General features: G+C 42.4%; 16 protein-coding genes. 10 read left to right on the forward strand and 6 right to left on the reverse strand.

All coding sequences use genetic code 11. The features are described from left to right. Positions 1–158: 158 nt before the first annotated feature. Complete coding sequence (locus MRK00_06435; GenBank protein ID MDR4517007.1) at positions 159–1,523, forward strand: NAD-dependent succinate-semialdehyde dehydrogenase; 1,365 nt, start codon at positions 159–161, stop codon at positions 1,521–1,523. A gap of 178 nt (positions 1,524–1,701) precedes the next feature. On the opposite strand, the gene MRK00_06440 is transcribed toward MRK00_06435, so the two are convergent. Beyond that, entirely contained in the window at positions 1,702–2,424 is a 723-nt protein-coding gene (locus MRK00_06440) for a DUF2490 domain-containing protein (GenBank protein ID MDR4517008.1), read from the reverse strand. A 617-nt stretch (positions 2,425–3,041) separates the two neighbouring features. Here MRK00_06440 and MRK00_06445 point away from each other — a divergent pair. Next, positions 3,042–3,806, forward strand: a complete 765-nt coding sequence (locus MRK00_06445) for a sulfotransferase (GenBank protein ID MDR4517009.1) — start codon at positions 3,042–3,044, stop codon at positions 3,804–3,806. A gap of 42 nt (positions 3,807–3,848) precedes the next feature. On the opposite strand, the gene MRK00_06450 is transcribed toward MRK00_06445, so the two are convergent. The 5 genes from MRK00_06450 to MRK00_06470 all read right to left on the reverse strand — a co-directional run bounded on the left by MRK00_06450 (position 3,849) and on the right by MRK00_06470 (position 8,867). Then, positions 3,849–5,342 (reverse strand): lipopolysaccharide biosynthesis protein, encoded by a 1,494-nt coding sequence (locus tag MRK00_06450; protein ID MDR4517010.1) that lies wholly within the window; start codon positions 5,340–5,342, stop codon positions 3,849–3,851. 108 nt (positions 5,343–5,450) lie between these two features. Then, positions 5,451–6,167 carry a class I SAM-dependent methyltransferase gene (locus MRK00_06455; GenBank protein MDR4517011.1) on the reverse strand — a complete coding sequence of 239 codons (717 nt, stop codon included), beginning with the start codon at positions 6,165–6,167 and terminating at the stop codon, positions 5,451–5,453. A 164-nt stretch (positions 6,168–6,331) separates the two neighbouring features. Continuing rightward, entirely contained in the window at positions 6,332–7,306 is a 975-nt protein-coding gene (locus tag MRK00_06460) for a phosphotransferase (protein ID MDR4517012.1), read from the reverse strand. Beyond that, positions 7,291–7,881, reverse strand: a complete 591-nt coding sequence (locus tag MRK00_06465; GenBank protein MDR4517013.1) for a hypothetical protein — start codon at positions 7,879–7,881, stop codon at positions 7,291–7,293. The genes MRK00_06460 and MRK00_06465 overlap by 16 nt, the downstream gene beginning before the upstream one ends. A 470-nt stretch (positions 7,882–8,351) precedes the next feature. Further along, a complete protein-coding gene (locus tag MRK00_06470; protein MDR4517014.1) occupies positions 8,352–8,867 on the reverse strand; it encodes a hypothetical protein in 516 nt (171 codons plus the stop codon). 161 nt (positions 8,868–9,028) lie between these two features. Between MRK00_06470 and MRK00_06475 the strand changes: the two genes are divergently transcribed. The 8 genes from MRK00_06475 to MRK00_06510 all read left to right on the forward strand — a co-directional run bounded on the left by MRK00_06475 (position 9,029) and on the right by MRK00_06510 (position 20,866). Continuing rightward, complete coding sequence (locus tag MRK00_06475) at positions 9,029–10,849, forward strand: patatin-like phospholipase domain-containing protein (protein MDR4517015.1); 1,821 nt, start codon at positions 9,029–9,031, stop codon at positions 10,847–10,849. A 675-nt stretch (positions 10,850–11,524) separates the two neighbouring features. Next, the gene (locus MRK00_06480; protein ID MDR4517016.1) at positions 11,525–14,353 is read left to right on the forward strand and encodes an EAL domain-containing protein; all 2,829 of its coding nucleotides are present in this window, start codon (positions 11,525–11,527) and stop codon (positions 14,351–14,353) included. A 152-nt stretch (positions 14,354–14,505) separates the two neighbouring features. Beyond that, positions 14,506–15,327: a sterol desaturase family protein gene (locus MRK00_06485; protein ID MDR4517017.1), complete on the forward strand. Its 822-nt coding sequence runs from the start codon at positions 14,506–14,508 to the stop codon at positions 15,325–15,327. Beyond that, positions 15,324–16,955 (forward strand): GH3 auxin-responsive promoter family protein, encoded by a 1,632-nt coding sequence (locus tag MRK00_06490; protein MDR4517018.1) that lies wholly within the window; start codon positions 15,324–15,326, stop codon positions 16,953–16,955. Before MRK00_06485 ends, MRK00_06490 begins: the two co-directional genes overlap by 4 nt. Continuing rightward, positions 16,945–18,039: a hypothetical protein gene (locus MRK00_06495; protein MDR4517019.1), complete on the forward strand. Its 1,095-nt coding sequence runs from the start codon at positions 16,945–16,947 to the stop codon at positions 18,037–18,039. Before MRK00_06490 ends, MRK00_06495 begins: the two co-directional genes overlap by 11 nt. A gap of 90 nt (positions 18,040–18,129) precedes the next feature. Beyond that, positions 18,130–18,411, forward strand: coding sequence for a peptidylprolyl isomerase (locus tag MRK00_06500; protein MDR4517020.1), 282 nt, complete (start codon positions 18,130–18,132; stop codon positions 18,409–18,411). Between the two features lie 107 nt (positions 18,412–18,518). After that, positions 18,519–20,291, forward strand: a complete 1,773-nt coding sequence (locus MRK00_06505) for an ABC transporter transmembrane domain-containing protein (GenBank protein MDR4517021.1) — start codon at positions 18,519–18,521, stop codon at positions 20,289–20,291. Positions 20,292–20,473: 182 nt separating this feature from the next. Beyond that, positions 20,474–20,866 carry an ATP synthase subunit I gene (locus MRK00_06510; GenBank protein MDR4517022.1) on the forward strand — a complete coding sequence of 131 codons (393 nt, stop codon included), beginning with the start codon at positions 20,474–20,476 and terminating at the stop codon, positions 20,864–20,866. The last annotated feature ends 10 nt before the right edge of the window (positions 20,867–20,876 follow it).

Here is a 20,876-nt window from a genome sequence, read left to right on the forward strand (position 1 = left end):
GAGATTGCATGTGTAGATTCACTGATCCGCTTTATTGTCAATTTCCCTAAAAAAGTAAGCATTCTGTAGCATAATCAAATGATTTGATTATTAGAAAAGTGCAAAATATTGATCGCATTCTTGAAATCAAAGGATAGATCAATTATTGAGGGATTTTTATGTGCATACAGTCTATTAACCCAGCTACAGGGCAAATGATACAATCTTTTCCTGCTTTCCAAGGCAAGGATATTGCCGCAATTCTGAATAATGTTGCATCCGCCCAAATTCATTGGGCAGCGTTTAGTCTCGATCAGCGGGCAAACTTTTTTCAGAATCTTGCGCAGGTATTTCGCGATTCTCGTGATCAATATGCGAATCTGATCACGGAAGAAATGGGCAAGTTATTAAAAGAAGCCCGGGCCGAGGTAGAAAAATGCGCACTCGGATGTGAATATTATGCTAAACACGCCAAAACATTTTTGGCTGATGAACCTATTGCTTCAGACGCCACGCACAGTTATGTTGCATACCAGCCTTTGGGCGTCGTGTTTTGCATCATGCCCTGGAACTTTCCTTTTTGGCAACTGATACGCGCCGCTGCGCCGGCCATGATGGCAGGTAATGCCGTTATCCTGAAACACGCTGCTAATGTGCCGCTTTGCGCTTTGGCGCTGGAAGAAGCTTTTCGTGCAGCGGACTTTCCGGCAGATGTGTTCCGCAGTTTATTGATCACCGCAGAGCAGGCCGAAACAGTTATCGAAAATCAGAATGTGGCGGCGGTTACACTAACCGGAAGCACGGCTGCGGGCAGTAAAGTGGCGGCGATAGCCGGCAAACATTTAAAAAAATGTGTGCTTGAGCTGGGCGGATCGGATCCTTTCATTGTGCTTGACGATGCAGATATTGATTTTGCAGCAGAACAGGCCATCATAGCCCGTTTTCAGAATGCGGGGCAAAGTTGTATTGCCGCAAAGCGATTTGTACTCGTTGATGGCATTGCCGATCAATTTGTGGCCCGGTTTAAAAACCGGGTAAGTCAACTACGCTACGGGGACCCCAAAGAAGAAATGACTGACATTGCGCCGATGGCGCGCACCGACCTGCGTGACGATTTGCATGCACAGGTTAAACGCAGTATTTCTATGGGTGCAGAACTTATGATTGGTGGAACGTTTATCGGGAAGCAAGGCGCTTATTATGCACCCACAATTCTGGATTATGTGCGACCGGGTATGCCCGCATTCGATGAAGAACTGTTTGGTCCTGTAGCGGCCATGGTGCGAGTAAAAAATCTTGATGAAGCTATTGCGTTAGCAAATCGTACTCAATTTGGCCTCGGTGCCAGTATATGGACACAAAATGTGAAACGCGGAGAAAGTATTGCGCGAAAAATCCATGCTGGTTGTACCTTTGTCAACGGTGTTGTTAAAAGCGATCCGCGCTTGCCGTTCGGAGGCGTCAAGCATTCCGGTTTTGGCCGGGAGTTGTCTTTCCATGGCATCCGCGAATTTGTGAATATCAAAACGGTATGGATCAAATAACTTTTCGAATATACGGAGAATTGAAACAATGTTGTGTTGAAAGTATTACTGTACAAAACAAAAAATCATCCGATCAATTTTCGGGATTTATTCATTTGACGAAAATTGATCGGATTGAACGAGATTACAGTATTTTTAAGCAATATACTGTATAAGAGCAGACTTTCTTATTGTAAATTTAAAAGTTCAGGAACAAATTAACACCCAGAATATGCTGCATCTGATCAGGTCTTGGTACTTTGTTTCTATTGAAATATTGGTTCATGTACCCGATTTCACCTGATATCACCGGTGTAAATCTGTAACCAAATCCGCCAAACACACGATTCTGGTCAAATCCGCCTTTAGTTCCAGTGTCGATATCATTTGTGTTGAAGAAAATCTCATTTGCCAAAACAAAACTCAGGTTAGGTATTTCTGCAATAGGTACAGTCAGTTTGAATAACTGCCGTACTCTGTAGCCCACGTCCGTACTGCCGGGTATATCGAAGTAACGCTGCTCAAAACGGGTACGGCTTTGTAACGAGCCAAATGAGAATCTGTCGTTCCAGAGTATCTGTTGCCATATCCGGTGTTCATTATAGGGTCCGGATGCACCTGAAAAAGGCACACTGGTGGGAATCCAGGCGTAACCCAACCATACACTGATCTTGTCAGTGACAGCATAACCAATACCAGGCCGGATAATTCCTTGTGAGAATCTTGTACTGTCATTACCAAAACGCCCTTGTCCTTCAACCCACCATAATACTTTTTCGTTGCCAAGCGCACCGAAATTACCTCTTGCCGTAATTTGTCCCCATGTCTGAAAATCTTCCACATATTCAACAGTAGCGGATGCTGTATGATTAATAACCAACAGCATCGCTGCAACAATCAGAATACTCAATTTTTTAAGCATATTTTCCCCTTTTTTTGAAACTATTTAATTCTATTGTTATTAATTAATATGTATCCAAAATATGGATAGTGCAAAGCAAAGTACAATTTTTGTTGGTGCTTATGCTTGATCTTTCCTGTTTCATAAAAACAATGTAAATCAATCGTATAGCACAAATAAAATTATTGTTGATACTTTTCAACAGGCAGAATAACACATCAAATGTCAAGAAATTGTCAAGAATCAACCATTTCCCTTGCAGGGCAAATTTGTATTAACCCTGAAAGCTAATCGGGGACATAGGTGTATTGAGAATAGCCGTCATTACATTCTGGGCCGGTTTCTTTGTTGTAGACTGCATTGGCAGATATCTTCACAAGCACCCACCACCAGGCACGGCAATCAATGCGGGCTAAAACAAGCTTCCTTCAGTTATGGCTTATAGCGATTATCTCCCAGTAAGCAACTTTGAATTAATCCGCGCAATAAACACAGAATCAGAATGTTAATTTTATGAGATAATTTACTCATTTACGTAGGCAGTTCAGGGATATACCATTAAACACATTCAAAAAAACGAAATATCGTTTGTTTAAAATGAACGATTTTACTAATGATAATGGGTACAGGGTACAGCAATGAAAAATGTCATTATTCTTACACATGGATGGACAGGTAGTTCAGTGTTTGCGGCCTTACTCGGCAAAGCAGGTTACTGGCATGGTGAAAACACGTTTAAAAAAGTTGATTATGATACTTACGAGAATCTCAGATTGGTTGAATTAAACAATCAGCTATTGAACGAATTGAACTACACTGGAAATCGCGAGCATGAAATACTTTCAACTGAAGTATTGGATGAATTGGCGCTCAAAGCTTCAGCCATAGACCTTACGCCTTACCGAAAATTTCTTGAAGACTGTCAGCAGCACAAACCATGGATTTGGAAAGATCCCAGGCTTGCGCTGACGATACGTATCTGGGCAAAATTTTTACCGCTTGATGACACTAGATTTATCGTACTTACGCGTGATGATGTGCAGGCGTGGATTACTTCAAACATACGCCGCCATATTCAAAGTCGTGCATTCACCCAGGCTTATAATGGTGCTATTACAAATAGCATAAAAAAGTTTTTGCACGAAAATCATCTGGAATTTATACAATTTAAATTCGAAGATTTACAATTGACACCGGAGAAAACAGTAGAAGAACTCAATCGTTTTTTGAATCTACAATTGACGATGGCGGATTTAAAATCGGTTTATAAATTTCCACTTTACAAAAAGACCAGAGGTCTGAAGGACAAGTTGACCGCGTGGTTGATTTATCTGAAAAACTATCGTTGCCGGAGAGATGTAACCGGTCTTGTTTCTAACGTTGATAATGCAAAAAGGCTTTAGCACTGAATCAATACTGAATCCTGCTCAACAGGATAGTCATGATCAAGTTTCAGCTCTGGCTTTTTTTTTATCGAAGAATAACCAAATTTTGGAAATGACAGTTTGTTCCAAACCTTCTGAGCGACCAGTCATGATCCACAACAAATACACACTGCCTATATAAGTAAGTGCACCTATCGAGACATCCATTAAAAGCCTCAGAGCAATGTAGTCCAGGTTATCTTGGTGGCATAACTTGACTACAAAAAACATAATTATTGAAGCGAGGAAGGGACGCCAAATCACACCGATAACAGAAAAGAAGCTGACCGGTGTCGCAATAGTAAGAAAATAAATCATTAAGAAAACAAACAAACTTGCGATCAAAGTTCTGCTGAATGCAACCTCATAAACTCCATAAGTGTGCGCTGCAAACCATACCACAGGCACAAGCACGATAAGCTGTATCCATGATTCGATCGTTGAAAGATTTCCTTTGCCCGAGACCAGCAACAGCAATTCCATAGCAGATGACAATGCTGCGACAACGCCAAAAATCGCCAGCACTTGTATTAATGGAATACTATCAACCCACTTCTCACCTAATACAAGCAAGACAAAATCTTCTGAAATAGCCGACAATCCCACGCCAGATGCAAAAATCAAACCGCTGATAATCCCGATTGTGCTTAGAATATAACGCCTGTATTCATCAGGAAGATGCATTATCTTTGCAAAATTGGGGAAAAAAGCACGGCGCAAGGGCATTACCACTTCTGTGGATGGCATGGTGCCAATCTCTGTTGACATGTGATAAACACCCATAACCTCGGTTTCAGATGCCCCGCCTATCACAAACTGATCCGTTTTCTGGTTCAAGAAATAGCCCAATCTGGACAACAAAATCCACTGGGAAAAAGTCCAGATATCGCGGATACGCGCCAACGAAAGCCGCGGGCGAAATGGATGCATCCGATAGCTAATAATGACCTCGATTACCGAAGCAGCAAGCATGCCATAAATCAAAGCCCAGTAATTTTTAAGAATAAATGCAAGACTGACCACAAACAAAAAAGTGAATGCTTTTTTATATAAATGGAAATTAAATTCTCTCGAGAAATTCAGATCTTTACGAAAATCGACAACTGCAATATTCTGAAATCCATAAATAAAAACCTTAAGCGCCAGTAAATAAACAACATTCGTCAAAGCCGGTTCATCGAAATAATGGGCAGCATACGGTGACAAGACACTCAGCAATAATGCGATGAATAATCCTTGCAATATTTGCATCGTCCAGGCCGTATCGTAATGCTCCCGCGTTGTTTCCTGCTTCTGAATCAACGCCAAATCGAGCGCTGTCCATGAAAGCACTTCCAGCAATCCGACAACGATTAAAGCAAGGGCGACGATACCAAAGTCTGTCGGGGTTAATAGTCTGGCCAGAATAATAGTGCTCACTAACCCAAACAAACGCATCATCCATCGCATTGCGATCATCCATAGTGCGCCATTAAGAAATTTGCGGTTTTGAGGTTGTGTTGCAGATTCACTCACTGATTTTCAATACCTTACTTGTTAAATGCATATTATTAATATAATGATCCGCTTTATTAAACTGATGAATTCTTTTCGGTTTAAAACGAGATACATTTCATTAAAAGATTATTTGTATTTTTTTGCGACAATCAGCGAATCCGGGGAAATGAGATATGTACCAGGGAATCTGGAGATAGCTTCAAGAGACTTTGCGAATTTCGAATTTAAATACTTTGTCTGGGCGAGCGAATTTCTAAAAATCCATGCGCCGATGCCATAAACCTTTGTAATTTTAAAACCATTATCGTTAAGCAATTTTTTTAATTTTACCGGCGACAAATCAAGCTTCTTTTTGCCGCCCGTCAATCGGCCAAGCATATATTTCAAGCTCCAGGGGTTTCGGTGATTATTGATTAATAAATAACCGTCTTTTTTTAATAATTTATTCAAAGCCAGCAAAACATCTGCGCGTAACGCATCTTGTGCATTACCAAAAAACCGAAATGATGTAATCAAGTCAAGTGGTTCCAGATTCAATGAGTCTTTGGTGATATCCATATGAAAAAATTGCGTATCTGGGCACTTTAACTTTGCCTTTTCCAACATGCTTTCCGAGATATCCACGCCAAATGAGTGTGTCGACATGGCGGCCACGATACTGGTAATACGGCCAGTACCGCAGGCAAAATCCAAATATTTGGGAGGTGTTTCTGGAAAGAGCACGGGCACAATCTTTCTTAACAAGCCAGCTTCTATTCTTGTCATATAATTACTAATCGCTTCTTCTTCAAGGGTTTTATCATACGATGCCCCGCGCGCTTTATGACTTTCTCTGTAATCCATAATATCCTCAGCACTGTTCGATTTAGTTACCTACGGTCAGGCAATAAAATTATTGAATAAAAGCCAATTGCTGGTCACATACCGTATGTAGTCGAACAATTTCATCCAGCAGAAGCATCCATAATTCTCTGAATGATTCTGACTGCCAATATTTGAAATAGAAATTAATCATTACGTTCTAACAAAAACATGGTCAATTGTCGTAACAAGCATTCTGAATTGTCAATTACCTCCCGACCATATCCATGCTGACTTTTAAGCTGATAAAAAATAATTAAATTTATTAATATCAAATCAAATAATTGTGCGGTGTTAATCCCCAGTCCTTGAATCATTGGATGCAAAAAAGACTTGTGATTTATTTTCTGCAGATCATTTTCTATCATAAAAATTAATTTTGACAAATCAAAATCACTGCCGGAAACAAGCAAAATACATAGATCAAAACCGGGCAGCTTTACAAACGCATAATCCTCCCAATCAAACAGAATTAACCCTGAAGCAGTCTTTGCAATATTATTAATAGCCAAGTCGCCATGCTGCGGAATTGCCGGAAACGCTCTAAGCATTTCGTCCCAGGCGTGTAAAGATCTTAAATTTTGAATTTGATACTGCAAACTCTGCGGCAATAAATCCAGCGCTTGATTCAAAGTGGATATATGATCAGCCAAATCAGTATCTCTCGAAGCAATTATCCTGTCGTTACCGACCAAAAAATTTTGTATTTGACCGTCAGTTTGGAAAAGCTCGTCTATATTAATATTGGTATGTTTTATATTATTAGTCACTAAAATGACGTAATGATCAGATTCCTTGAAAATAATGGGAACCGGCATCAAGCCAGGATACATTCGTTTACATTGTTCAAATGCATCGTGCTCGCGAACGATTTTCTTAAAACCTGATGATAAAGTGTCAAACTTTACACGTCCGCTACTGATGAATCCTCTGAAATTTCTGACACTATCGTTTATCTGTTTTGACGCCGCCTTTATAAAAAAAACACCATTATGTCGAAAAAAGATTTTGATCAGGAGTGGGTCCCTAATCGCAATATTTAATGCATATTCATCGTCGCGGGGAAACTCCGGATGATCGAAAAGTGCGTCCAAAATTTGCACAATCATTTCCGGGCCCAAATCATTTGACTAGATAAAAGACAACGATCCAGTTGCAGATAGCAACCAAGCCAACGAAGCCAGAGTTTTGGACGGCGGTATATCTTAAGTGGCAAAAAGTACTTGCTCTTAATGGCATCACCAAAAGCTTTTCTGCTGTCGGAAATCAGCTGAGAAAAGGTATTAATTTCCGGATAAAGATAAAAACAATCAAATTTCGAGAATCCTGCCCTTTTCAATTCACGGGTTACTTGACCAGCAAAAGAGCCAGAGAAAAAGGTATTTAAAAAAAGATTGGTTAATGCATAAAAAAAGACTGCGGGATTTCTTACGTCAGTTGCATTATTTGAAAAAATAATAATGCTGCCCTGTTCGTGTATTTTTTTCGATAGTGAAAAGAACATTTCCTGTCGTTTCTTCCATTCAAGGGTTTGTATTGCTGTACCCAGTAACGGCGATTCACATACGTGATCCAGTATTATGAGATCGTATCCGACATGCTGATTGATATCATTAGTTTTCGGATTGATAGCAGTATTAAACCTTTCAAGATTCCCGTTCCCGCTACTGGGCAGCGAGATAAAGTCAACATTCATTGCGCTTTTATTGCGCCAGTGCATGATTTCTTCATCTTCTTCACCGGCGATAATTAAGATACGGGAATTTTTTTTGGAAAACAGCGCGATACATTTTTCGTAGGTGCCTATCATAAACTTGAAAAAGATAATGCTACAAGTTAAAAGGGGCTATCTTAATATGTTACCGGGCTATGGGTTTCCAGGAATAGCAATGCTAATCTGCGGGAATTCGTTGCAGCCAATTGTTTTTCGAATTTTCCGCTGAATGATCTTTGGCGAAATTGTTTCGTTTTAGATACCCGTTTGCCATTTGAAGGGAAATCTTGATTCCAATCATCCTTTGAGCCTCTCCACTGAGTTAAGAGAAGTTTAAAATTTATGCAATCCAGTATACTCCATTCTCATGACATTTGTATAAACGGATTGGGTCAGAGCGATGGACGCAGCCTCAATACCTTGAACCAATCCGTGCCGCATTAATTCCCGATCTACCGATTATCGATTTCCAGTTCAAAACTGGCCGATTTGTCATTGACGATGACTTCGTAATTGCCTTTCGGTATTCCATATACATCCAGTGGTATCGTAATCTCGAATGGTTCCAGAACTTGAATGCACGTTTCAAAGCGATTTAATTGCAGCACATAATTTACCGAAGTCTCCAATCGATTATTGACGGAACGTTTATGAATGGGGCCAAGCTGATGGCACGGGGTAGGAAGATTGCCTGAAACGCGGACAAGAACCTGTACCGGAAAACTTTCCAGTATCTGGATTTCGATTTCATCAATGAATGCATGCCGACCAACTTCAGCATGCAGTAAATCCCAGCGGCCGTCGGGTGCCAGGCTGAACCGGGCATTTTCATATTGCCCGAGCTGTTCCGGCGTATCGACCCGTGGTATTGTGAGAACGCCGTTTTCGAAACGGGGCGCGTTATCAGCAACGCTGCTGCTGACCATGAATCCCCAGAACAAGGCTATAAATGTTATAGATTTATTCATAAGCACACCTCCGGCTATATAATACTGTGACCTGACAGATTTTCTGAATGATATTGCTTTGTTATATGTTTTTTCAATTGTTTAGTTTTATGTCAGTGATAACTTGATCATCCTATCAATTACTGGAAGAATATCAAGAACCAGTGTGCGAGGATTTTGCCGTGAATGACCAGATAGTCAGTAATCGAACCTTGCCGATTGATCTCGGTGAACTCAGCAACGAAGATTCGCAAAAAATTATTGAAGCAGCAACGCGCCGAACTTTCAAAAGCGGCGAGAAACTGTTTCAACAGGGCGAGATCGGGAGAAGCATGTTTTTCATTTTATACGGACGTGTCCGGTTGAGCATACTGCGTGAGGACGGTAATGAACAAGTCGTCAACATTTTGCGGCAAGGAGAACATTTTGGCGAGTTGTCTTTGCTGATAGGTGGCCGTCGCGCCGCAACGGCAACGGCAATCATTGACACTACAGTGCTGGAAATTTCCAAGCGGGATTTTTATCGGTTTACCCGCAGTTTACCCGAATTTTCGATCAAACTCAGCCGCACGATCGGGAAATGGTTGCTGGGAGCGCAAACGCGTAAAATAATGCGTCATAAACTCGGCATTATCGGATTGGTGCGCACAACGGAATTAACTTCATTGATTGCGCCATCCATTGTGCGGTATTTCGCCGCTAAAAATAAAAAAATCGAAATCTTTACAGATCGTTTGTCATTCTGGGAATTAACCGCCCATAAAAACATTTTTCCAATCCATGCGTTAAACTCGGAATCCGATTATTCAAAATTTTTACTGGAACTCGCGGCAGCAACCCAGCGCTGTGATCATGTATTTATTGATGTTTACGGCAATCGTGCTATTTCTGAATTGTTGCTACAATGTGAGCGTATCTGGTGGTTTATAGAACAAAATTTACCGGTAAAGGAATCCCTTACCGATCAATTAGAAACATTGCTTGAGCAGCAATCAGAGCTAAAGAACCGCGTGCAGATTGTCTGGGTTCAACAAAAAACCTACAAACTGGCTGAAAATACGTTGTATTCAATTCCAACAAATCTTGAGGCGATACGCTGTATTTATAGCGCATATAGCAATGAGGTGCGTTCCGCGGATCTTACGCGCTTGTATCATATCGCCAGAGATATCCATCTGGGCTTGGCATTGGGCGGTGGGGGTGCGCACGGCCTGGCGCATATTGGTGTTATTTCAGCATTCGAGGAGAATGGGCTTTATTTTGACCGCGTTGCGGGAACCAGCGCAGGTGCGATAATTGCCGTGGGGCTTGGTGCCGGTTTTAACCCAAAACATTTGCTTAATTTGTTTAATAATGAAATGAGGCCGCCACGTGTCATGAAACTGATTCCCAAGGCCAGTAATTTTTACCTGTGGACGTTGTTTCGTTTCGGATTGATTGAACACAGGTTTCGCAAATATCTGAAAGATCTCAAACTCGAACAGCTGCTGTTACCCGTGCATACGATTTCGGTGGATTTGATCAGTGGACAAGCGATTATACGATCAAACGGAGAAGCGGTCAGTTGCGTACTTGAAAGCATCAACTATCCGGTATTTGGGAAACCTATCTGGCGCGATGGACTTGCGCTGGTTGATGGCGGCGTGCTTATAAACGTTCCCAGTTCTGTGTTGAGAAAACAGCAGGTCGATTATATTGTGGCCGTTGATGTTGGTACAAAATTACATCCTACTTTTGGGAAAAATACAGCCCAAACGACCGAGGCGGAGATGAGGCATGTCGGGTATTTTTCGACACTGAACCGTGTACTTGAAGTCAGTTCGCATGAACTTGCCAAAATGCATATGTCGGAAAGCGATTTCCTGATCACGCCCGATACTTCCACATACCCATTTTCCGATTTTACGCGCGGCGAACAACTATTTGAAATCGGATACAACGCAGCGCAAAAAGTGATGCCGGAATTGAAGTCAAGTTATGAAAGTTTTGTGGAAAAGGAATAAGACTGTTTGTACGCCTTCGTTGCAAAATATCAGGTAACCATAACCCTGACTCAGGTGTAAGAAATCCAAGACCCTTATCGTTCACCCCGTTTATCATGCAGGGTTTGTCGCGCCAATGTAAGCCATTGTTTACAGCAGCGGGTTTCTTGGGAAAAACCCGCGATCAAATCAATTTAATTTGCACATTATAAACGCGGCGGTATTCCGCGCATTCTGATTTTTGCCAACGCAATAATACAGTTACGGTTTTTTCCGCCGATTGCTATTTTGGGCAGTTTGTTTTTTCCTGTTTCATTAATCGGGTATGAATGATTTGCTTTGATTAGCTATAAAAGATGTTTGTTTTTGTAAGATTGAGTCAGGTGTAAGTGGTTAAAATGAAAGTAATAAAGAATGTTGTGTGGTGAGTTGATCGATACTGGCCGTAAAATGAGAATCAAAAGCGCTTTAAATTTTGTGTCCTTAATACTGTAGATGATTTTGACAATTACCAAAGCGCACATCCGCTATTTATTTGTGCTGAATTATTCAAAGATTTTATGTTTTATTTTTGCCGTCAACGCTATGTGGTTGCGGTTCCTGGATGTGTTTTTTTGTTAAGAGAACGCAATTTACACTGGAACGCCTTCAAATGTGGTCAGATGATGACGCTGGACTGAAATCATGGAGAATTTTATGTTCAAGCTCCGTCAAGTAAAAAAACTCTGGTACAGCTTTACCGGCCGTATGGTAATGGGAGTGTTTTTGATACATCTTCTGCTGGTGCCCATTTTGTTTTTTGGTTTTTTGTCCATTTTCGAACATGCATTTCAAGGTAAATTTGTTGATCGTGTGCGTAATGAGGCGAATCTTCATGCATTAATCATCAAAGAAGATTTCAACAAAAACGAGCCTGAATCTGAAATTATTTCACATCTGGATGAAGCGTTACTGAATAGCGGCGTTATTTATGCTGCTTTTACTAATGAACGCAATGAGGTAATTTTTCCAACAGTTGAATTTATCCCGCCAGATTTAAGCTTTACTGAGGATTTATTCTTTGGGCAGCATGATGATGCTGTTTACTATATCGCGGTGCCTGTTATTGATGATTTGACTGGAAAACCATTAGGCATACTGCAGTTGGGTTACGATGAACAGCCAACGATCGATTTAATCGAGCTTGCTTATTACCGCGGTACGTATTTTGCCGCAAGTTATATGCTCATCAGTCTGTTACTGGTTTTGTTTTTTGGACAACATCTGTCAATCCCGATAGCCAATTTGCGTGATATGGCGAAATCGATAGCCGCCGGTAATCACGCCATTGACTTGCGTACCGATACCAAAATTATAGAAATCAAACGGCTTGCCCGTGATTTCAATCAAATGCATGCGTCAATGCTTAGGCAGCATCAGGAAGTTATGGATCGTGAGTTACGTTTGCAAGCCATCATGGATAATGTGGCCGAAGGTATTATTGTTTTAAATGAGGACGGGACTATACGTTCGTTCAATCGTGCAGCTGAAACAATTTTCGGCATTAATACCGGCGCAGCTATCGGGGAAAACATCAGTATATTGGTTGCGCCGTCCCATAAGCAATTGTTGCGTTCATTTGTGGAAGCCGGTAACGAAGAAAAGTTAAATGTCTGGAATGAATTGCAGGGAAAACGTTCGGATGGTTCAAAGTTTTTAATGGAATTTGTTGTCAGCAAGATTTTTTTAAATGGCAGAAAATTCTATACGGCCTTAGTGCGAGATGTAACAGAACGTCATGAAGCTGAAGTAATCCTCAGAAAGCTTTCGCGTGCAGTGGAGTCCAGTTCTTCGGCGGTAATTATTACTGATAAGAATAACTGCATAGAATACGTCAATTCCAGCTTTACCGATACGACCGGCTATACAAAAGAGGAAGTGCTGGGTAAAACGCCTCGCCTGTTGCAGCCTACTGAAGCTATGGATGTCGTTTACGAAGAAATATTTACGAACCTGAAGTCAAAAGGAGAATGGAAAGGTGAAATGGAGATCCGGAAAAAAAACGGCACGCTATATCGCAACCGCGCATCTATTTCAGGTGTCAGGGATGCACAAGGTAATCTCACGCATTTTATCAGCATCAATGACGACGTTTCATTTGAGTACGAACTGACGGAGCAGCTTAATTATCAAGCCAGACATGATGCTTTGACCGGACTTATTAATCGCCGGGAGTTCGAGCGACTGACAGAAAATTTATTCTCGACGTTAATCCAGGACAAGGTGGAGCATGCACTGCTGTTTATGGATCTCGACCAGTTTAAGATTGTCAACGACACCTGTGGTCACGCAGCCGGTGATGAGTTGTTACGGCAGGTTTCGAAGATACTGCGAATTGCGGTGCGTGAAAGTGATGCACTGGCCCGAGTTGGGGGCGACGAGTTTGCGGTTATTCTCCGGCACTGTTCGCTGGCCCAAACGAAACGCGTCGCAAATACAATTCTTGAAGCAATCAGGGATTTTCAGTTCCGTTGGGAGGGGCATGCTTTTCGAATCGGTGTCAGTATTGGCGCGGTTGCTATTTCCGAGACCAATTTTTTCAATTTTACCGAAGTGTTAAAGCAGGCCGATACAGCGTGTTATATGGCAAAGGAGGCCGGGCGCAATCGAATTCACTTGTACCAGCTGGAAGATAAGAATATTGCTAAGCGGCAGGGCGAAATGCGCTGGGTGGAACGTATTCAGCGGGGATTGGAAGATGGCCGATTTGTGCTGTATGCACAAGCTATCGTGCCGCTCGGGAATCAAACCGGTGTTCATTATGAACTGCTTATCAGAAAAATAGGAGATCAGGGGAACTTGATTATGCCAGGGACATTTCTGCCCGCTGCGGAGCGTTATAATCTCATGACCAAGCTTGATGGCTGGATGGTTAAACAGGCTTTCGCCTTACTCAATGAGAATCAGCACTTTGTTAGGCAGATTGATTTTATCTCGATCAATATCTCCGGTCAGTCTATCGCTGATGAGGGTTTTTACAATTTTATCATTTCCCAAATACATACGATCGGTGTGGAAGCGCGGAAATTTTGTTTCGAGATTACCGAAACTTCCGCGATTGCAAATCTAGATATTGCAACGCAATTTATTACAACCTTGAAAAAATTAGGGTGTCGATTTGCATTGGATGATTTTGGCAGTGGTTTGTCGTCATTCGGATATTTAAAAAGTCTTCCAGTAGATTATCTGAAAATCGATGGTCTTTTTGTAAAAGACATTGTTGACGATCCAATAGATTATGCCATGGTGAAATCGATCAACGAGATCGGGCACATAATGGGTATGCAGACAATTGCCGAATTTGTCGAGAACGATGACATAAAAAATAAACTGATTGAAATCGGTGTCGATTACGCACAGGGCTATGGCCTAGGCAGGCCGGTTTTATTTGAAGAGTTGCTTGCTCGATTAAGTATTGAGATGGAACAAAGCGATTCAGATAATCAAATGATGTCTGCAAAGAATAATCGCTATTCGGTAATGTGATCCAAATAAATTCAAAGTTAAGCAGTGCAAAAGAACATGGTTTGTTGTGCCTTCCTGTTGTCCACCTGGATTTTATGAGGTTGTTGAGTTCTGAGAACAGTCGTAATCTTCTGAGCGCGCGGCTGATTTATCCTTGCATGATGATATCGGCCATGGGTATGCATCACCTGCTCATCGATAGTGAGATAAATTTGCAATGGGCTACATATTTGCCAGTTGTATTGAGCGCACTGGCGATTTCTTTTTTTGAATGGAATCATCCGCATTACCGAGAATGGCATCCAGATCGCAACGATTTCAGCAATGATCTGATATTCATGGTGTTGGTTCAGGTGTTACTGCCGCGTTTACTTTCATTTTTTGTTGCGGTGACGCTGTTGGCGGCGATAAACGAAAATGGTCTGACCATTAATCTGGGATGGCCGCATGACTGGCCTATTGCGGCTCAGGTTGTTTTGATGCTGCTGGCCGCTGATTTTTTGCGTTATTGGTTGCATCGTGCCGCGCATGAATGGGTGCCGCCGTTGTGGCGTTTGCATGCTGTGCATCATTCGCCGCAAAAATTATACTGGTTGAATGTTGGCCGATTCCATCCTGTCGAAAAGTCGATTCAGTATCTTTTTGATGCGCTGCCTTTTATTTTGCTGGGTATTTCAGAAGAAGTTCTTGCGCTTTATTTTGTTTTTTACAGTGTCAACGGTTTTTTTCAGCATTGCAATATTGAATTACGGCTTGGGTTTTTGAATTATATCGTCAGCGGACCGGAGTTGCATCGCTGGCATCATTCCAGGAAAGTTGAAGAATCGAATCGTAACTACGGAAATAATCTGATTATATGGGATACATTGTTTGGGACCCGATATTTGCCGGAAAATAAACAGGTTGGCGAGCTGGGGCTGATTAACCGTCATTATCCGCAAAGTTTTTTGGCGCAGATGAAAACGCCATTTGTCAAAGATCTCGATCAACGGTGAATATACACAGTATTGTTTTAACCCGATTATTGATCGGTCTGAGAATGGCGTGGGTCGGACTATTTTTGTGGCGGCCATTGATCAATCAGACTTATTGCCCACAGTACATTCAGGACAAGCTGCTAAAGCAAATTCTGGATAAAAACAGGAATACCGATATTGGAAAAAAGTTTGGTTTTTCAAAATTAAAAAATTCTGCTGATTTCCAAAAGACTGTGCCGGTACGGCATTATGAGGATTTGAGGGGACTTATTGAGCGACAGGAAGATGATCAGAAACCCTGCATCACTGCCGAGCAGCCCGTGATGTATGCGCAAACCAGTGGTACTACGGGTAGGCCGAAATATATCCCGATTCTGCCTGAAACAATTAAACAGTATCGTCGCAGCCAGCACTGCGTGGCGTATGCTATTCATTCGGCGATGCCAAAAACGTATTCAGGAAAAGTGCTGGCAATTGTCAGCCCGACAGTCGAAGGTTACCTGCCTTCCGGAGCACCTTACGGCAGCATGTCTGGTTTGATCTATCGAAGTATGCCCGATTTCGTGTCAGCCAATTATGTAATACCGGCAAGCGTATTTGAAGTGGCCGATTATGAACTGAAATACCGTCTGATCACGGTATTTGCGGTAGCGGAAGAGAATATTACGTTGATTGCGACGGCAAATCCTTCAACACTACTGAAGATCGCGGAAATTCTCAAAACCCACTGGACGGCACTGGTTCATGAAATCGGTACGGGGAATCTATACGGATTGCACGCAAATCCACAACGGGCTGAAGCGCTCAAAAATCTGCATGCCAGAAAATGTGTCATCATTTTTGCGGATATCTGGCCAAATCTGCAGACTGTCACAACCTGGACTTACGGCAGTTGTGCAGTTTTGATTCCATCCCTGCAAAAACAATTGAATCAGACGACCCGAATTGTTGAAATGGGTTATTTGAGCAGTGAATTCAGGGGCAGTATTACAGTAGATGTGGACCGGAATAAAGGTATTCCGACAATTCATGAGAATTTTTTTGAGTTTGTGGAGCGTGATCAATGGGACAACAAAATCGAAGAATTTCAAACGATATCTTCATTGGTTAAAGGCAAGCAATATTATGTGATTGTCACCACGCAGAACGGGCTTTATCGTTATTTTATCAACGATATCATCGAAGTTGACGGCTGGTATAACGGCACGCCGACGATTCATTTCGTTCAAAAAGGAAAGGGTGTCGTTAATTTAACCGGGGAAAAGCTTTACGAAAGCCAGGTGATCGAGGCTGTCAACAGAATAAAGTTGGCGCTCAATATTGATTTCAATTTCTTTATGATGCTCGGTTGTCCTGATTTGCTGTGTTATACGCTGTATATTGCGGTCGAGCCGTTTGCGCAAGTAACTGTGCTGCTGGAGAAACATTTGAGTGATTTAAATATCGAATTTTCCGCCAAACGCCAGAGTGGACGTTTACAGCAAACGAGCGTGTGTTTTGTTTCCAAAACGACCGCCGAGGCGTACAAAAAACATTGTCTTGAACTGGGACAGCGCGAGGGACAATTTAAATTCTTGAAATTGCAGAATAGTCATGACTGTACTTTTGATTTTGAACCCTACAAGATAAACGTGCATGCAGCTTGATCATTTGAGTATACAAAGCCTGGAGATTCCGTTTAAACAGTCTTTCAGACATGCTTCGGCTGTGCGCAAATCAACCGAGACAGTACTGGTAAAGGCAATTTCCAAAAGCGGTCATGTTGCCTATGGTGAGGGATGTCCGAGGCGCTATGTCACGGGAGAAACCATCGAATCGGCGCTGCAATTTTTCGAGAAAATCAACACTAGTATCTATGGTATCCGGTGCTTAAACGATCTTAAACGAAGGATTTCATACCACGAGGCCGAAATCAACAAAAACCCGGCGGCATGGTGTGCGGTTGAACTGGCATTACTTGATTTGCTTGCCCGCGAGGTTGGTGAATCAGTCGATTCCTTGCTGGGTTTGCCTGAATTATCAAACAGTTTTCGGTACAGTGCGGTTTTGGGTGCGGATGATTTGGCGGTGTACGCCAAACAACTGCAACGTTATGTGCAAATGGGGTTTACCGATTTTAAAGTCAAGGTGTCCGGTAATCTTGCGCTGGATCAGGAGAAAATGGTGCTATTGCAGAGTATGACCGCGAAATTAACAGTACGCCTTGATGCCAATAATCTGTGGAAAGATGCGACGCAGGCGATTGAATATGTCAGCGCGTTGAATTTTCCCTTTAATGGCGTTGAGGAACCACTGGCGGTGAGTGACTATGCCGGCTGCCAGAAAATCGCTGCTGTGTTAAAGATTCCGATTATTCTGGATGAGAGTTTTTTAAATAACGCACAGTTTGGCGATTTGACTGAATACCCCAGTAATTGGGTTATCAATCTGCGTATTTCCAAAATGGGCGGTATTTTACGTGCATTGGCAATTGCTCAAAAAGCAGGCGAGATGAAAATTCCACTTGTTATCGGTGCGCAAGTCGGTGAAACGAGTATTCTGTCCCGTGCCGCGCTATCAGTGGTGAACGCCTGTCGTGAGCAGGTGATCGCGCAGGAAGGCGCTTTTGGCACCTATCTTCTGGAAAGGGATGTAACCGATCATCCGATTATGTTTGGCAAGGGAGGGAAACTGGATGCTTCCTGCTATCGCGGCGAGGCAGGATTTTCAATTCATTATAATTTTGGCTGAAAGCGGATTGGCGGATATTTTGATAAAAAGGCAATCCATGTTTAAATGCGCAATGCGATACATCTTTCAAACATGAACGGGAGAGCATAAATGGCTAAAGCGAGTGCGCGGCATATATTGGTTAAAACTGAAGAAGAGTGTAACAATCTGAAAAAAGAGATTGAGAATGGTGTGCAATTCGGATCGATTGCTGAGCAGCATTCTTTATGTCCATCCGGGAAACAGGGTGGGGAGCTGGGTGAATTCGGCCCAGGTCAAATGGTCAAGGAATTCGATGATGTGGTCTTTAGTGCGCCGGTGGGCGAGGTTCAGGGACCTGTTAAAACGCAGTTTGGTTACCATCTGGTAGAAGTGACAGAACGAAAAGATTGACATTAACAAATGTCGGCAACTGTTGTTGTCAATTAAACTCGGGGAGCCACAGGCTCCCTTTTTAGTGTTGTATAAACACCAGCTGTTTCTTCTTGACATCAGTTCACATGAATCCGAATCCATTAGCTGAACAAAAAAATCGCTGGCAGGCCGTTAAAATGGCTTTGTGTTTTCTCGCGCCATATAAACGACAGATAACGTATAGCCTGATTGCCTTGCTTTTTACTGCGGCGATAACGCTATCAATTGGCCAGGGGATTCGTTTGCTCATTGATCAAGGTTTTGCGACCCAGTCGAAAGACTTGCTGAGTCAGTATGTGCTGGTTTTTTTATGCCTGGTATTCGCACTCGCTGTCGGCACGTTTTCCCGTTATTACTGGGTGACATGGCTTGGTGAGCGTGTTGTTGCCGATATACGCTGCAATGTGTTCAATCATCTGATTCATTTGCATCCGGGTTTTTTTGAGCATAACCGTGGTCTGGAAATTCAGACACGTCTGACAGCTGATATGACGTTATTACAGTCGGTTATCGGTTCGTCAATTTCATTTGCGTTACGCAATTTCATCATGATGATTGGCGGAATTATTTGGTTGTTTATTACCAATGCCAAATTGACTGCAATCGTTATGATTTGTGTGCCGCTAGTGGTTGTTCCAATATTGATTTTTGGCCGTCGGGTTCGCGGATTGTCTAGAGAAAGTCAGGATAAAGTGGCGGTTGTAGGCGCTTATGTCGGTGAGATTCTGGGTCAAATTAAGACAGTGCAGGCTTATAACCATCAATCCATTGATCAGCAAAAATTTCAACATTATGTAGAAGAAGCTTTTACTGTTGCAAAACATCGGATTACACAGCGTGCATTACTCGTAACCATGGTTATTATTCTGGTATTGGGTGCAGTTGGACTGATGCTTTGGGTGGGTGGTATCGATGTTATTGAGGGCCGTATCAGCGGTGGAGAATTGGCCGCTTTTGTTTTTTATAGTGTGATTGTCGGATCGGCGGTCGCATCGATTTCAGAGGTCATCGGTGAATTGCAGCGTGCGGCAGGTGCAGCGGAACGCACCATGGAATTGTTGCATGCGCCTAACGAAATCACATCACCAAAACAGGCGCTGTTGCTTCCTAAGGTTTCAGGCAATATCGAGATTGACCAGATATCTTTTGCTTATCCATCCCGTCCAAAAATCCGTGCCATCGATAAGCTGTCGTTACAAATCTGTGCGGGTGAAACGATCGCTCTGGTAGGTCCTTCCGGCGCAGGTAAATCGACATTATTTGATTTGATTTTGCGATTCTTTGATTGTCAATCGGGTGGCATCAGGCTGGAGGGGATTGATATCCGTCAACTGAACCTTTCCGACTTGCGTCGGAGTTGTGCGCTGGTCTCGCAAACACCGGCGCTGTTTTATGGAACAATTCTAGAGAATTTGCAATACGCCAGGCCCGGTGCGACGCGTGAAGCGGTTGAAGCTGCTGCTAAGGCAGCTTATGCACATGAATTTATCGAAGAATTACCGCAAGGCTATGAAACGCAGCTTGGTGATTTGGGGCAAGGATTATCTGGCGGCCAGAAGCAGCGTCTGGCGATTGCGCGTGCAATATTGGCTGATGCGCCCATATTGCTGCTTGATGAGGCGACCAGTGCGCTAGATGCGCGGAGTGAATTCTGGATACGGCAGGCACTCGAACAATTAATGACCAATCGAACAACTTTGGTTATTGCGCATCGGTTGTCGACGGTGCAATCATCTGATCGTATCGCTGTTCTCAATCACGGCCGGCTTGAAGCAATAGGCACACACTCAGAGTTAATGATATCGAGTCGGTTGTATGCTCAATTGGCTGCTTTACAGTTTCAAGTAACAGTACAATAAACGCTCTGGATTATTTGTAAAAATCATCAATCAAATCACCCTGAACTCAATCAGTTGAATCGTGCTAGATATTTCCATGATAATTAGATTTGCATTGACGGAAAGTGTATATCAGTTTAGAATCCCGCTTTTTTCAAGCGTAGAGGTTTTTACAAAAAAGCCGTGTTCCAGGATAAACTCGTATGACATCTTGGATAACAGTAAAGCCGCTTTTGATTGTTCTGCGCTGGCAGCTGATAGTTACAATTGCTGTTGTTATTGCCTTAGCATTGCTGATTGATTTGCAAAGTGCGACATCAGCATTGCTCGGAGGAATGGTCAGTGTAATTTCTTCAACGGCATTTGCAATAATCGTTTCGCGTCACAAAGGCTATACAGCGGGCGGAACAATTCGAACAGCGTTACGAGCAGAAGCCGTTAAAATTTTCTTAACAGTAATTCTGCTTTGGATAGTGTTTAAGCTATATGATAACGTTAATGCATTTGCGTTTATTGGGACGTTTATTTTAACGGTGATAGTGCACAGCTTGGCATTATTCGTATCAGATAGCAAAAATATAGATCATAGTAATTAATAAAGAATTC

This window comes from Nitrosomonas sp. (genome assembly GCA_031316255.1).
Lineage (GTDB): Bacteria > Pseudomonadota > Gammaproteobacteria > Burkholderiales > Nitrosomonadaceae > Nitrosomonas.